Origin of the sequence: Stappia sp. BW2, assembly GCF_008107695.1 — a bacterium.
GTDB lineage: Bacteria > Pseudomonadota > Alphaproteobacteria > Rhizobiales > Stappiaceae > Roseibium.
Genome location: NZ_VIRG01000066.1, coordinates 1,235,263 through 1,249,416, shown reverse-complemented (window position 1 = coordinate 1,249,416; position 14,154 = coordinate 1,235,263). Strand labels below are relative to the sequence as shown.

The following is a 14,154-nucleotide window of genomic DNA, read 5'->3' as shown; positions in this document are numbered from 1 at the left end:
TCGTGCGAACGTCGCTGCCTCGTTGATCGGGCAGGAATCATTCTGAAAGGGAGGCCTATTCCTTGTTGTCGGCCTCCACTGTCCAAGGGTCGGGAAACCAGTGTTCCTCCAGATTGGTTCCGTCCCCGATGCGGTCCACGACCGCGTAGCGGCCCGCTTGCCCAAGTGGCGCCAAAACGCCGTGCCACGTGCCGCGATACAGGTTGATCGCCTGTCCCGGCTGGCTGATGAATGCCTTCAGGTTGACCGGTTGGCCGTTGTCGTCGTCCGCGACGATGACCAGCATCGGCACTCCGTCCAGTGGAATGAAAGCCTGACTGCCTTCCGGGTGACGCTCGACCATGTCGACGACATGGGGAAACGACCGGGCCTTGGCATCGAACAGGCTGATGCCTGCCCGGCCGGTACCGAAGTCGAGCTTTGCCCGGTCGTGATGCCGACCGCACATGCCCTGATTGATGATCTTGTCAGGCGCGCCCGCCACTTCGAGGACATCGCCGTAGGGGGCAAAGGCCTCTGCGGTCAGGGGCGAGGGGGCAAGAACACGGCTCACTGGAAAAGATCCTTGAGCCGGAACTGGGCAATCCGCTCCACCTGGCGGCAGGCTTCTCCGAATTCCGTCGCCCGATCATTGTCGATCCGGCGCTGGAAAGCCGCCATGATAGAGGCCTTGTCATGATCGCGCACCGCGATGATGAACGGGAAACCGTGCTTCTCGACATAGGTGTTGTTCAGCCGGGTGAAGCTCTCGCATTCCTCGTCCGTCAGCATGTCGAGACCGGCACTGGCCTGCTCGTTGGTGCTTTCCGCCGTCAGGCGGCCGGCCTGGGCCAGCTTTCCGGCAAGGTCCGGGTGGGCGGTCAGAACGCCGAGGCGCTCTTCCTCGCTGGCGGACCGGAACATGCGGCACAGCGCGTTGTGAACACCGGCTGCGCAATCGTGCGCCGGGCCCAGTTCCAGGTCGAAGGCGCGCTCTGCAATCCAGGGGGAATGTTCGAAGATGCCGCCGAAGGTTTCGACGAACTCGGCCTTGTCCATCCGGCTGGGGCGAAGTCCCTTTTTCGGCGGGTGGGTCTTGGCCCAATGATCCGCGATCTCGATGCGGCGCGGGCACCAGACGTCTTCATGGGCCTGGATATGATCGATGAATTTCTTCAGCGCCATGATCTTGCCCGGACGACCGACCAGACGGCAATGCAGACCGATGGACATCATCTTTGGCGTGTCCGTTGCGCCTTCCTCATAGAGTGTGTCGAACGCGTTCTTCAGATAGAGGAAGAAATCCTCACCATCGGTCCATCCCGGCGACGTCGCGAAGCGCATGTCGTTGGCTTCCAGCGTATAGGGAATGATCAGCTGATCGCGGCCGTCGGCATCCAGCCAATAGGGCAGATCGTCGTCATAGGTGTCTGAAATATAGGCAAAACCGCCTTCCTCGGCGACGAGGCGCACGGTGTTGTCCGAGCAGCGGCCGGTGTACCAGCCAAGCGGGCGGCTGCCGACCACTTCCGTATGCAGGCGGATGGCCTCGGCTATGGCTGCGCGCTCTTCTGCCTCGGGCATATCCTTGTGCTCGACCCACTTGAGGCCATGGCTGGCGATTTCCCAGCCGGCGTCCTTCATGGCCTGAACCTGTTCCGGACTGCGGGACAAGGCAGAGGCGACACCATAGATGGTCAGCGGAATACCGGCCCGTGTAAACAGCCGGTGCAGGCGCCAGAAACCAGCGCGCGCGCCGTATTCATAGATGGATTCCATGTTCCAGTGACGCATGCCCTGCCACTGAGCCGCACCTGTAATATCGGACAGGAACGCCTCGGACGCCGCATCGCCATGCAACACGCAATTCTCGCCGCCTTCCTCGTAATTCAACACGAACTGGACAGCAACCCTGGCCCCGCCCGGCCACTTTGGATCCGGCGGGTTCTGACCATAGCCACGCATGTTCCGGGAATAGCGATTCAAGACGGACCTCCTCGTGATACCAACGGATTTTGAACCAAGCAAAGACTATGCCTTATTCAAGGGCTGGCATGTTGTCTTCTTATAAAACAGAATAATGGACATGACTTTCTCGTCTTTTTAGAAAGTGCTTCCTGTGAACCATGGGTGCCCTTCAATTAAGGCCCACAGCATCATGCATGCAAACTGACATTTGGAGGACGCCGAGATGGCCGGATACCTGACAACCCACGTGCTCGATACGGCCCAGGGCTGCCCTGGAAAAGGCATCAAGATTGATCTTTATGCAATCGAGGGTGGCAGCCGGACCTTGATCCGCAGCCTGGAAACAAACGACGACGGCCGCACCGATAGCCCGATCCTGCCGAAAGACGAATTCAAGACCGGAACCTACGAGCTGGTGTTCCATGTCGGTGCCTATTTCGACACCGCAGGAATCAAGCTGCCGGAGCCGAAATTCCTCGACGAGGTGCCCCTGCGGTTCGGCATGTCGGAGGAGGCCCACTACCACGTGCCGCTGCTGGTCTCGCCGTTCAGCTATTCGACCTATCGGGGAAGTTGAAGAGGAACATCAAACAGGACCTGCCTGCTGGGAGTTCAGACGAGCTAGCCCCTTGGCTATCCAGTCTTTTGACCATTTTGCAGGTCCCTGAACACCTTTTGTAGGGTCATCTGTCCGGTCGAGTTGCACGCGATCATTTGCAATCAGACGGTTGAGCATTTCGTCAGCTGCCAAAAGTTGTTTCCTGGTCAAAACCGGACGCGGGGAATGCTTGATATCTGCAACGAGTGTCATGTGTAGAGCCTTGGTCAAAGTCCAGACTGTGTAGAGCCGAATTCCCTTTAAGTCGGGAGCGCGTGCAACTTCGTCGAGACACACCACAATGTCATCGAACAATGCAGGCGAGCGCCGGGCACGAGCAATCTCTGCGGCCGCATATAGCTCTTTCGGATTTTTGTAGTTTCTGAGAGCCTCTTCAACAAAAGACAAATCATCAAGGTCCGGGGCGATGGCCTTGATCGCTTCGCGGGTGTCCGCGAGGTCCCTGATGCTCGCGTGTGTGTCAAAACCTTCCAGTATTTGTTCAAGGCGCGCGGCATTCTGGTTCAGAACATCGTTCTGAAGTTCTTCAACTTGCTGCCTAGCAGCTTTGATCTCTTCTTTGACTTCTCGAAACTGAACCTCGAGGTCACCGATCTTGGCAGAGCTGACATGTTTTGAAAGTGTCGTTAGGTAATGCGGATTTCGCACGAGCCAGACGACAAAGGCCGCAAGCGCAATAAACCAGATGGGAAAATAATCCATGATGAGTTTAAGGTATTGATAGAATGCGTCATTTTCCAAGGATGTCACCCCATTCAACAACTTTGAATAGAATATAGTTCAGAAAACTATCATATAATTTCGATCTCGCAGAGGGAAATGCGACCACATTACTTTTGACCTTTAACGCCGAAAAGGTCGCTATACTCCGCTTAGTTTTGATGAACTTTGACTTGGCAATGACTTTCAGTCTTCATGCCAGCCCGACGGTCTCACATCCTTCTTCATGATAATCTCCCGATGCGGATACGGGATATTGACGTTGTTTTCCTTGAAGGTGTCCCAGAGCGCCAGCAGCACCTTGCCGCGCACGTTGGTCAGGCCCTGTTGCGGGTCGTGGATCCAGAAGCGCAAGACGAAGTCGAGGGAACTGTCGCCGAAGCCTGTCAGCCAGCAGACCGGTTGCCGGGTGCGCTCAACCCGGTCGACCGACATTGTTGCCTCGATTGCCAGCTTCGAGACGAGATGCGGGTCAGCATCGTAGGAAACACCGAAATCGACATCGAGGCGGACAAGCTTGTCGCTGAAGGACCAGTTGACCACCTTGTTTGTGATGAAATCTTCGTTCGGGATCAGATATTCGCGTCCGTCCCGCGTGACAACGGATACGAAGCGGGCGCGCAGTTCACGGATCCAGCCGAAGGTGCCTTCCAGCGAGATCGTGTCACCCGGTTTGATCGACTTGTCGAGCAGGATGATGATGCCGGAAATGAAGTTGGAAATGACCTTCTGCAGGCCGAAACCGAGCCCCAGGCCAACTGCTCCGGTGAAGACGGTGAAGGCTGACAGATCGATCCCGACCGACGACAGAGCGATTGTACCGGCTACCAGGATCAGCCCGAACTTTGCGATCTTGCCGATCAGCACGCGGATCGACGGTGTCAGCTCGTCCGACTTTTGAACCTGCTCATCGAAATAGCGCCCGATAATGACGGCGACCCAGATGGTCGCGATCAGAAGCAGCACCGCCTTGAGGATCAGCAGCAGCGACAGCCGCATTTCCCCGAGGGGCAGGGCCATGCTGTCCAGAAAATTCCCGGCCTCGTCGTCAAAGCCCAGAATGACCAGCGCAACATAGATCCAGGCGAGCCAGCTGAGCGTTCTGGCCACCAGCCGGTTGCGGATAACCCTTGAAAGAACGGCAACAAACAGCCAGGCGAGCGACAGGGAGAGCGCAATAGCTATGAAATGGCTGCGGCTCGGCCACGTGACGGCGCGCATCACGGTCAGGGCAATGAATAGGAACAAGCTGAAAAGCACCCACTCGGTTCGCCGCAACAAAGCCACCACCACGCGCAGCAGGCCGGGATGTCCCTTGATCTCGCGAGCGCGGGCTTCAAGCCTGGGTTCGACGCGAAGGCTCAGCAGCTTGGCCAGTCCGAACAGAACCGCGATGATGGCAAGCTGATAGGCAAACCAGGGGGCTGTCAGATAGCTGAGCGCCAGCATGCCCCAGGAGTGAAGTTCAGCAATGAAACTTTGGAGATCCATGAACCAAGGCGTCCGTCTGTTTCCAGTTGAAGCATCAAGAGCTTAACAGCATTAACGGCACGTGGCCAAGGCGAGTGTAAAAACCCCTTGTCTTCAGCAGAGAATACGGTGCCGTGCCCCGGCCGGTTCACCCAGACGGCGCTTGCTTGTGTTGAGCACCTGACTCCGACCTGAAGCGCGACACCCAGTCGGCACTGGTGGCATCTGCCAGTTTGGCAACACCTGGCACGATACCATCTGCGGCGCTCTCTTCCAGGCCGAGGCGCTGGAGGACATGGCGCAAGGTGCCCTGCGGGTCTGCCGAAAGGGCGTCATAGGTGATCTTCAGCGGGGAAATGCGCTGACTTTCAAACCAGGCCTGCCAGTCACTGTCAAACCGCGTGAAGCGGTCGTAACAGGCGCGGATCTCGGCAGCGTCGTAGTGCGCTTCGCGCGGTTCCGACAAACGCTCCAGTTCGGTGCCGTCCGGAGCCTTGTGCCAGAGGCCGGATTGCTCGGCCCGAACGAAAGAGACCGCCTGTTCGACTTTGTCTGGCCGGGTCAGGTGAATGAACAGCATTTTGCCGAAGACAGCTTCAAGACGCGCCAAATCGCTGGGGGCGTTCGGACAAAGGCAGCCAAGCTGTTTCATGAAGAAATCGAAGCTGTGCCGCTGTAGCCGCATTCCGAAGAGGCCGGTGTCGCCTGTGCCTTTTTCGAGTGCCGCAGCAAATATCCGGTGCCGGAGCTCCACGTCGGGCACGTCCGGCGCTGTCGAAACACCAAGGCCTTCGCTCCACGCTTTCAGAGACGGCTCGTGAAAATAGGACTTCGGGTGCCCGGCAACGCCCGTTGCCGACAGAAGTTTGCACAAGAGCGTGCTGCCGCTTCTGGGAGAGGTGCACAGGATATAGGAAGAATAGTCAGGCATGGGATCTTCCTCTCAGCGATCGGTGACAGGAGCAAGACACCTGAAGCAAAGCGAGGGGATTGCGCCAGACATAGGCTTGAATTTGCGACGGATTTTGATCAAGGGGTGTCTGGCGAGCAACACCCTGCGCGCTTCCTCGGAATGAGGGTGATGGGGCTGTGAGTACGTTCACCGTTTCCGGTCAGGACTTGGAGTTCAGTTGCAGACGGGCCGGACAGTCTGTCGAAGAGGATGTGTTGAGAACAACTTCGATGATCTGGAAATGAGCGGCCCCCGGAGTATTGCGTTGCCCACCCGGGGGACGTCAGAGGGAGTAGCGCCAGCGTAAGTTTGTTCCGGGATCTTGCTGAATAATGTCTCGAAAGAGACTTGACGAAGACTATCAGACCGCCATCAGTCACAGGCGGCGGTGATAATGATTTCGACCTTCAGCTCCTCCCGGGCAAGTTTGGATTCTCCGCAGGCGCGTGCGGGGGCATGTCCTTCGGGTACCCATGCGTCCCAGACGGAGTTCATTTCGGCGAAGTCGCTCATGTCCGACAGCCAGACGATGGCTTGCAGAATGTTCTTGCGTGAGGACCCGGCCTTTTCCAGCAAAGCGTCGATGCGCGACAGGCAATCCCGGGTCTGGTCGGTTACGCTCGCGCCATCGCCCACCTGTCCGCACAAATAGGCAACGCCGTTGTGCTTGACGATCTTGCTCATGCGGGGCCCGGTTTCGATGCGATCTATCATGTGACGGGTTCCTGTTCGTCGGTTTCTAGGTCTGTCATGGCCGCCAGTTCACCGAGTGTGACCGGTTTCAGAGGGGGCCGGATGCGGTAATAGCCGGTGTCGTCCTGTGAACGGCGGCTTTCGTCCGCAAGAAGGTTCGTGACCGTCAGGCCGCAATAGCGGCCCTGGCACGGGCCCATGCCGGGCCGTCCGAAAGCTTTGGTCTGGTTGGGTCCAAGGCAGCCCAGACCGGCATAGCGGCGAATATCGCCTGCCGTGACTTCTTCACAGCGGCAGACGATTGTGTCATCGGCAGGCAGCAAGGCTTCGCGGAATGCCGGATAGGCCTTGTCTATGAATGGCCGGGCGGCCAGTTCGGTTTCCATTTGCCGTTTCAGTGGGGCGGCGTTCCGGTCACGATCTGCCGGCGTGGTTTTGCCGAGATCGCAAGCAATTTCCAGTGCGGCCAGCCTGCCCTGAAGCTGCGCAGCTGTTGCACCGCCAATACCTGCGCCATCACCGGCAATGAAGACGTCCGGAAGCTGCGTGCGGCCCCAGCCGTCCTTTTCTGGCACGAAGCATTGCTGAACTTCGTTCCAGTGATGCGGCACATCGATGGAGCGTGCAGCCTGGGTGTTGGGAACCACACCATGATGCAGCAGCACCGTTGCACACTCCAGATTGTGGCGTTTGCCTCCCGATGTGAAGCTTATCGTTTCGGCCTGCACCTTGCCTTCAATGGCAATTGCCGATGCGCCGGTGTAGCGGGGAACGCCTGCCTTGCGGATTTCGGCTAGCAGACCCAACCCCTTGGCAACCAGCCGCCAGCCGCGCAGCGCACCGGTCAAATGCCGAAGCGCGGCCTGCCTGTCGGCGAATGTCTGTGTTTCCACCAGGGCCAGTGGTGGCGTACCTGCCCGGCACATCTGGGCGGCGATCAGATAAAGTAGGGGACCACTTCCGGCCAGAACCGCCCGTTCGCACATGAGGCCGGATTGTTTCAACAGGATCTGTGCCGCACCCGCGGTCATCACGCCCGGCAGGGTCCAGCCCGGGACTGGCATCGGCCGCTCCAGCGCGCCGGTGGCAATCAGCAGGCGCTTGGCTTTTGCGGAGGAAGCTGCGCCGTCACGGGTAAAGGAGACGCGCGGACCTGCTTCGATCTGCCAGATGGTGGTGCCTGTCAGATGCCGGATCATCGGATGGTCGAGCGCCTCTGCAAGCACGCGTCCCTTGGTGTAATCGCTGCCGAGAATTTGTGCCCGGTCTTCTGGCACGTTTCCGACGTCGCGGTAGATCTGTCCACCGGGCCGGGCCTGCTCGTCCAGAAGCAGAACGGAAAGTCCCGCGTCTGCCGCTGTTCTGGCTGCCGCCATTCCTGCCGGACCCGCGCCGAGAACAAGAAGGTCTGCTTCAAGCATCGACGTCTCCTTCGGTTCCCGGCATGCCGATATCCATGCCGGCGGTCACCTCGCTCATACAGGCCTGACGGGTGACACCGTCGATTTCGACAAGGCAATCGAAGCAGGCGCCCATCATGCAGAACGGTCCGCGCTCTGCTCCGGATACGGGCGTCTGACGGAAGGACAGGACGCCGGCCGCCAGAAGCTCGGCCGCCAGATTGCCGCCATCGCGCAACATCAGGTCCTTGCCGGCGAAGCGAACGCGGACGCGAGGAACATCTGTTTCCAGTTCACGAAAGGGCGAAGCGGTCTTCACTGAACACCTCCAGGTCTGGCGCTGTGTCGGTCTTTTCCAGCCAGTCGGGCAGGAAGGATGCATGTGCGGCGGCCAGGGTAATGCCGCTGTGGCAGGTCACGAGGAAAGCGCCCGGCATCTCCGGACTTTCCTGATAAATCGGCAGGCCGTCAGGCGAGAGAACGCGTAAGGCACCCCAGCTGCGCACCAGTTGAGCCTTGGCCAGAATGGGATAGGCGGCGATCGCTTCGGCAGCGAGACCGGCGAGCCCCTTGGCGGTGACCTTGTCATTGAAGCCGACTTCTTCGTTTGTCGCGCCGATCTGTATGCCACCGTCATCGACCTGGCGTGCGATCAGGGATGGCCGGTTGAGGATTTTGGGCAGTTTTTCCGTAATCAAAACCTGACCGCGCTGCGGCCGGATAGGTGCCTTGAAGCCGAGTTTCGGGCCGAGTGCAGCCGAACCGAGACCGGCAGCCAGCACCAGCTTGTTCGCTTCGACAACGGTGCCATCGCTGCAGCGGATCCTGAAAGAGCTGTCCCGCGTGACCGTGTCCACAGTCTTGCCGTTCAGCACGGTTCCGCCCTTGCCGCGTACACCGGCGGCAAGGCCTCGCAGCAGCTTCAGCGGATTGGCGTGCCCGTCCTGATGATGAAGAATGGCCCCGGCCACCTTCGGTCCGATCTCGGGTTCTTCCCGGCGCAGCTCGTTGTGCCCCAGAATTTCATAAGGGTAATCACCGCCCAGCTTTTCCCTCAGGATTTCATATTGGGCGACGGTCTTGGCAAGTGTCTCGTCCGAGAAATGGAAGTCGTAACCGCCGTTCTGTTCCAGCGCCGCGTCAAAACCGGTAGCATCTTGCAAGGTGGCGGTGAAGTCCGCCCAGGCAGCCGCAGACCGTTGTGACCAGCGGGCATAGGCGGGCTGTTTCATGCCCTTGGATTGCACCCAGACAAGGCCGAAATTACCGCGGCTGGCGCGAAAACTGCCGTCGTCACCGTCAAGAACGGTGACCGACCTGCCGCGCTGGAGCAGACCCCAGGCAACGGAAAGCCCCACGACGCCTCCACCGATGATGGCGTAGTCCGATTCCATGATATTTCCCGAATTTGATCGATAACCGGGCGGCGCAGGCCGCCCGGCAGAGCCTTGTTCAGTTCACAGCATTCAGTTCAAAGCCTTGTCGAGGATCGACTGGCCCCACTCCTGACCGACGTCATTGAGAAGCTCCGGCCATACCGTTTCACGCACCTTGGTGGCCATGCCGGCAAGCTGTTCGTCGGTGAGTTCAACGACCGTCGCACCGAGCTCATCTGAAAGACGCTGTTCCCACTTGCCCTGGTCTTCCTCGGCCACGACCCAGCGGGCGGCTTCGAAGTCTTCAGCAGCCTTTTTCAAAGCTGTCTGATCGTCCTCATCGAGGCCCGACAAAGCTTCGTTGGAAATGATCATGAACCAGACCTCGAAATGGGTGTTGGCCGGAATGTAGGACTTGGTGACATCGCGGAACGACGCATAGTAGCCCTCTGCACCAGAGCCGATGACACCGTCGACCACACCTACCTGGATCGCCGTGAAGGCTTCGGAGAAGGGGATCGGTGCCGGAATATAGCCGAGCGCTTCACCGGTGAGCTGGAAGCTCTTGATAGCGGGCACGCGCACCTTGATGCCTTTCGGCTCGGTGGTGCCGGGCGTGACAGCGTCGCGGTTCAGGGAAATGCCGCCAAAATAGACCGGGTAAGCCGCCAGCATGGTGATGTCCTGCTTGGAGAACAGCTCGGCCATGGTCTCGTGCAGCACACCGCCGGGGCCATAGATCTTGCGTGCCTCTTCCCAGTTGGAGGCAAGGAACGGCACAGAAGCGATCTGCATCCGCCGGTCCGTACCGGTTGCTGCCGGCTGGGTTGCCATTTCAATGGCGCCAACGGACACACGTTCCTGCACGGTGGTGTAGTCACCCAGTGCCGAGGCGGCGTAGATCTCGATATTGACGTCGCCGCCGGTGGCTTCCTTCACGGCTTCGGCATAGGCCTTCAGTTCAACGTCGATGGTCGCGCCTTGCGGGCGGACGTGACTCATCTTGAAATCGGCCGCCTGGGCAGCGCCGGAAAGACCGATCAGTGTTGCGACGGCGGTCGCGGTCAGAAACTTCTTCATGTTGGTGTTCCCCGTGGTTTTCATGTTTGTCCTCCCAAGTAAGTCGGTTCGATTCTGTGTTTATGAGCCGGCTCAATAACCAAAGAGACGCGGCAGGTAGAGTGAAAGGTCCGGCCAGAAGGAGGTCAGGAAGACCACCGGCACATATCCCGTCAGCACCAGGAGCATGGCCGGCGGAATGACCTTGGTGACCTTCACCTTGCCGATGCGTGCGCCCAGATAGAGGATCGATGCATAAGGTGGTGTGACCCCGCCCATGGCGGTGTTGACGCCCATGATCGCGGCGAACTGGACCGGGCTGATATCGAGTGCCTGCATCAGCGGCAGCAGAAGCGGCGCCACCAGGATGATTGCGGTGGCATCGTTGACGACCATGCCGATCAGGAACAGCATTATGTTGATCAGGATCAGCAGAACGATCTTGTTCTCGGTGATGCCGAAGATGACGCTGACCAGTTTCTGCGGCACGCCCTCATAGACGAACATCTGCCCCAGGATCATGGAAAACAGGATCATCAGCATGATCGCGCCAACGGCCGTCGCGGCTTCCTTGCCGGCAAAGAGGAAGTTGTCGAGACGCAGGCCCTTGTAAATCAGGAAGCCGACCGGGATTGCGTAGATGACGGCAAGAGCGGCGGATTCGGTCGGTGTCATGATGCCGCCGTAGATGCCGCCAAGGATCATCACCGGCATCAACAGGGCCGGAAAGGCATAGATGCCGCGTTTCGTGATATCGGCGGTGAATTCTCGCGCAGTCGGCTTTTCGTCCAGAACCAGGTTGAACTTGCGCGCCATCCAGAGGTTCACGGCCGAAAAGTTGAACATGATCAGGAGGCCCGGGCCGAGGGTCGCCAGAAAGCAGGCAGCGATCGACGTGTCCGTTACCCAGCCGAACAGGATCATGCTCAGGGACGGCGGGATCAGCAGACCGAGGATCGACGAGTTTGCGATCAGCGCGGTGGCATATTCCCGCGGATAACCGCGTTTTTCCATTTCCGGGATCAGCAGCGGGCCGATGGCGGAAATACCGGTGAGGCCCGAACCGGAAATAGCACCGATGATGGCGCAGCTGACCGCCGCGACGACACCCAGACCGCCACGGACATGACCGACGAAGGAATTGACGAACCGCAGCAAGGCCGCCGCTATTCCGCTTTCCGACATGATGGTGCCGGCCAGAACGAACAGGGGAATGGCAAGCAGCGCCGGGTTGCCAAGCTGCTGGAAGCCCCAGAGCACCATGCCTTTCATGGTAACGTCGCCGATGAAATACATGACCATCAACGCTGCACCGAAGCACCAGGGCAGCGGGACGCCCAGGGTCAGCGTGATAACCAGAACAAGAATGGCCAGAAGCGCGATCTCGATCATCGTGCGCCTCCTTCCGCCGTCCGCAGGCTCCGGACATGCATCAGCAGATAGGTGACCGTGTAGGCCATCATCAGCACCAGCCCGACGACCAGCGCGACATCTGCATAGAAGGTCGGAATGTAGAGGGTCGGGCTCTCGCGCCAGACCCGCCAGGCATAGCGGGTATAGTCCCACGCCCAGGTCAGCAGCCAGATGCCGACAACGAGGCTGATCAGTTCGCCGACAATGGCCAGAATGGTGTGCTGGCGGTCTGTCTTGAGGAAGATTTCAAGGACGTTGGCGCGGATGTGGCTGTTTTCCCGGGAGGCGTTGACCGCGCCGAAAATATAGAGCCAGAGCGTCGGATACATGATCGTTTCTTCCAGCCCCATCACCGGGACCTGGAACACGTAGCGCGTGACGACCTGAACAAACTGGCCAAGCGCGACGATCATGATCAGAGCCGTCAAAAGGCACTGCGTGAACCGTTCCAAAACCACCCCCGTTTTGTTGGCGCCATTATTTTTTTGGCGCTCGAACACCCTCTGTCTTGAGGGGGAGTATGGAGTTGGCTAATCCATAAAGGCAAATTCGAAATATTGCTACTTTAATAGAGCGACTTTATAGTTTGGTTATGAACCTCTCCTTCCGCCAATTGCAGACTTTCGTGCAGGTGATGCGCACCGGATCCGTCTCCGAAGCAGGGCGTGCGCTGGGGCGAACCCAGCCTGCCGTCAGCGCCATGATCGCAGGGTTGGAACGGGAGGTCGGCTTCCAGCTGTTCGAGCGCGAACGCGGCCGCCTCGTGCCCAAGCCTGAAGCGCATTATTTTCTGGAGGAAGCGGAGTTTCTGCTGGAACGGCTGACACGTTCCACCCGCACGTTGCAGGACATCGGCAACCTGGAGAAGGGCAAGCTGCGTATTGCCTGCAACCCGGCCGCCTCCAGCTTCTTCATGCCCCGGGTTCTGGCCAACTTCCTGCGGGACAAGCCCGATATCGAAGCCTCGCTGATGATGCGCTCATCGCCCGTCGTCACCGACTGGATCGCCTCCCAACAATACGATATCGGCTTTGCCGAAACACCGGAGCCGCGGCGAACCATTATCTCGGAGGTCTTTGCCTTGCCGGGGGTCTGCGCCGTGCCGAAGGACGATCCGCTTGCCCGCATGAACGTCATCACACCCGCAGATCTTGACGGCAAGCCGATGGCAATGCTGTTTGACGATCACTCGATCAGCGAACAGACCCGCAAGTCCTTCAATGAGGCGGGAGCAAGGCTCAACAAGCGCTTCGAGCTCAGGACGTTCCTGCCCGCGCTGCAACTGGTTTCCGAAGGTCTGTGCTACACGATCTGCGAGGGACTGTCGGCGATCAGCCACCAGGAAAGTTTCGGCGCCCAGAACAGCCTGGTCTTCCGGCCTTTCAAGCCGGAGTGCTTTCTCAACATGTCGCTGCTTACCCCGGCCAACCGGCCGCTTTCCCTGCTGGTGGAAAGCTTTGCTGAGGTTTTGCGCGCCGAGATCAAGGCACTCGTGGAGAGAGCCGCCGGTCTCCGCGATCTTCCTTGAGGTCTTGGTAAAGAGGTGAGAGAGCGAACCCTCAATGGGCGCTGGCCATGTCAGCCAGTGACTTCTGGATATGGGCCACCATGAAATCCAGGAACAGGCGCACTTTCGGGTCCTGGTGGCGGCGGTGGGTATAGAGGCAGGCCATCTGAACCGGAATGGGCGGTTCGGCTTCCAGCACCGGCACCAGCGAGCCGGACGCCAGATAATCGGCAACTTCGAACACCGGCTTCAGCACGATACCGTGGCCTTCCAGGGCCCAGCCCGTCAGTACATCGCCATGATCGGATTCGAACGGGCCGGACACCGCGACGCGCTTGACGCCGTTTTCCGTTTGCAGCGGCCACTGGAATTCCGGCGCGCCGGGATAGCGCATGTTGAGGCAGTCATGGCGACCGGCGGCAAGCTCCTCGCATGTTTTCGGGCTGCCCTTGCGGGCAACGTAGGACGGCGAGGCGCACAGCACGCGGCTGCAATCGGCGATCTTGCGAATCTTCAGGTTGGAATCTTCCGGCAGCCCCAGGAAGAATGCGGCATCGAGACCTTCGCCTGTCAGGTCGACCTTGCGGTCGGACAGGCGCAGGCGAATGTCGATCAGCGGGTTGGCTTCCTTGAATTTCGGGATCGCCGGTGCAATCAGACGTTGTCCCATGCCGATGGGCGCGGCAACGAACAGCGTGCCGCGCGGCGAACGGGTGACGTTGCTGATCTCCGCTTCGGCTTCTTCCACGGCTTCGATGATTTTTGTTGCACCGCGATAGAACAAGTTGCCATGCTCTGTCGGGCTGAGGGCACGGGTGGTTCGCTGGAACAGGCGAACATTCAGATGCTCTTCCAGTTGGGACACCCGCGACGACGCGACAGCAGATGAGATCCTGAGGTCACGCGCGGCAGCGGACATGTTTCCCAGCTCGTAAACGCGCAGAAAGGTTCGGATGTTTTCCAGATACGCCATGAGGATGTCCAGCCGGGCCGGTTAT

At 59.2% G+C, this 14,154-nt stretch carries 15 protein-coding genes; 2 read left to right on the top strand and 13 right to left on the bottom strand.

Features of this window, described 5'->3' with window-relative positions:
• Positions 1–55 precede the first annotated feature (55 nt).
• Positions 56–553 carry an ureidoglycolate lyase gene (locus FMN63_RS17195; protein WP_148585324.1) on the bottom strand — a complete coding sequence of 166 codons (498 nt, stop codon included), beginning with the start codon at positions 551–553 and terminating at the stop codon, positions 56–58.
• The gene (puuE, locus tag FMN63_RS17190) at positions 550–1,944 is read right to left on the bottom strand and encodes an allantoinase PuuE (RefSeq protein WP_209001215.1); all 1,395 of its coding nucleotides are present in this window, start codon (positions 1,942–1,944) and stop codon (positions 550–552) included. The genes FMN63_RS17195 and puuE overlap by 4 nt, the downstream gene beginning before the upstream one ends.
• Before the next feature lie 226 nt (positions 1,945–2,170).
• On the opposite strand from puuE, the gene uraH reads away from it, so the two are divergent.
• Positions 2,171–2,524: a hydroxyisourate hydrolase gene (gene uraH / locus FMN63_RS17185; RefSeq protein ID WP_148585322.1), complete on the top strand. Its 354-nt coding sequence runs from the start codon at positions 2,171–2,173 to the stop codon at positions 2,522–2,524.
• A gap of 9 nt (positions 2,525–2,533) precedes the next feature.
• Here uraH and FMN63_RS17180 read toward each other — a convergent pair whose 3' ends face one another.
• The 10 genes from FMN63_RS17180 to FMN63_RS17135 all read right to left on the bottom strand — a co-directional run bounded on the left by FMN63_RS17180 (position 2,534) and on the right by FMN63_RS17135 (position 12,101).
• On the bottom strand, positions 2,534–3,307 hold the full coding sequence (locus tag FMN63_RS17180; RefSeq protein WP_148585321.1) for a hypothetical protein: 774 nt from the start codon (positions 3,305–3,307) through the stop codon (positions 2,534–2,536).
• Positions 3,308–3,472: 165 nt separating this feature from the next.
• A complete protein-coding gene (locus FMN63_RS17175) occupies positions 3,473–4,777 on the bottom strand; it encodes a mechanosensitive ion channel family protein (protein WP_148585320.1) in 1,305 nt (434 codons plus the stop codon).
• A gap of 127 nt (positions 4,778–4,904) precedes the next feature.
• Positions 4,905–5,687 (bottom strand): Stf0 family sulfotransferase, encoded by a 783-nt coding sequence (locus tag FMN63_RS17170; protein WP_148585319.1) that lies wholly within the window; start codon positions 5,685–5,687, stop codon positions 4,905–4,907.
• 393 nt (positions 5,688–6,080) lie between these two features.
• Positions 6,081–6,422, bottom strand: coding sequence for a RidA family protein (locus FMN63_RS17165; RefSeq protein WP_148585318.1), 342 nt, complete (start codon positions 6,420–6,422; stop codon positions 6,081–6,083).
• Complete coding sequence (locus FMN63_RS17160; RefSeq protein WP_148585317.1) at positions 6,419–7,822, bottom strand: FAD/NAD(P)-dependent oxidoreductase; 1,404 nt, start codon at positions 7,820–7,822, stop codon at positions 6,419–6,421. The genes FMN63_RS17165 and FMN63_RS17160 overlap by 4 nt, the downstream gene beginning before the upstream one ends.
• Positions 7,815–8,120 (bottom strand): (2Fe-2S)-binding protein, encoded by a 306-nt coding sequence (locus tag FMN63_RS17155; protein WP_353619224.1) that lies wholly within the window; start codon positions 8,118–8,120, stop codon positions 7,815–7,817. Before FMN63_RS17155 ends, FMN63_RS17160 begins: the two co-directional genes overlap by 8 nt.
• The gene (locus FMN63_RS17150; protein WP_148585315.1) at positions 8,095–9,195 is read right to left on the bottom strand and encodes an NAD(P)/FAD-dependent oxidoreductase; all 1,101 of its coding nucleotides are present in this window, start codon (positions 9,193–9,195) and stop codon (positions 8,095–8,097) included. Before FMN63_RS17150 ends, FMN63_RS17155 begins: the two co-directional genes overlap by 26 nt.
• Positions 9,196–9,267: 72 nt before the next feature.
• Entirely contained in the window at positions 9,268–10,281 is a 1,014-nt protein-coding gene (gene dctP / locus FMN63_RS17145) for a TRAP transporter substrate-binding protein DctP (RefSeq protein ID WP_209001156.1), read from the bottom strand.
• Between the two features lie 48 nt (positions 10,282–10,329).
• Positions 10,330–11,628, bottom strand: a complete 1,299-nt coding sequence (locus FMN63_RS17140) for a TRAP transporter large permease (RefSeq protein ID WP_148585314.1) — start codon at positions 11,626–11,628, stop codon at positions 10,330–10,332.
• Positions 11,625–12,101: a TRAP transporter small permease gene (locus FMN63_RS17135; protein WP_148585313.1), complete on the bottom strand. Its 477-nt coding sequence runs from the start codon at positions 12,099–12,101 to the stop codon at positions 11,625–11,627. Before FMN63_RS17135 ends, FMN63_RS17140 begins: the two co-directional genes overlap by 4 nt.
• Positions 12,102–12,241: 140 nt before the next feature.
• On the opposite strand from FMN63_RS17135, the gene FMN63_RS17130 reads away from it, so the two are divergent.
• A complete protein-coding gene (locus FMN63_RS17130; RefSeq protein WP_148585312.1) occupies positions 12,242–13,177 on the top strand; it encodes a LysR substrate-binding domain-containing protein in 936 nt (311 codons plus the stop codon).
• Between the two features lie 31 nt (positions 13,178–13,208).
• Here FMN63_RS17130 and FMN63_RS17125 read toward each other — a convergent pair whose 3' ends face one another.
• Positions 13,209–14,129 carry a LysR family transcriptional regulator gene (locus tag FMN63_RS17125; RefSeq protein ID WP_148585311.1) on the bottom strand — a complete coding sequence of 307 codons (921 nt, stop codon included), beginning with the start codon at positions 14,127–14,129 and terminating at the stop codon, positions 13,209–13,211.
• Positions 14,130–14,154 lie beyond the last annotated feature (25 nt).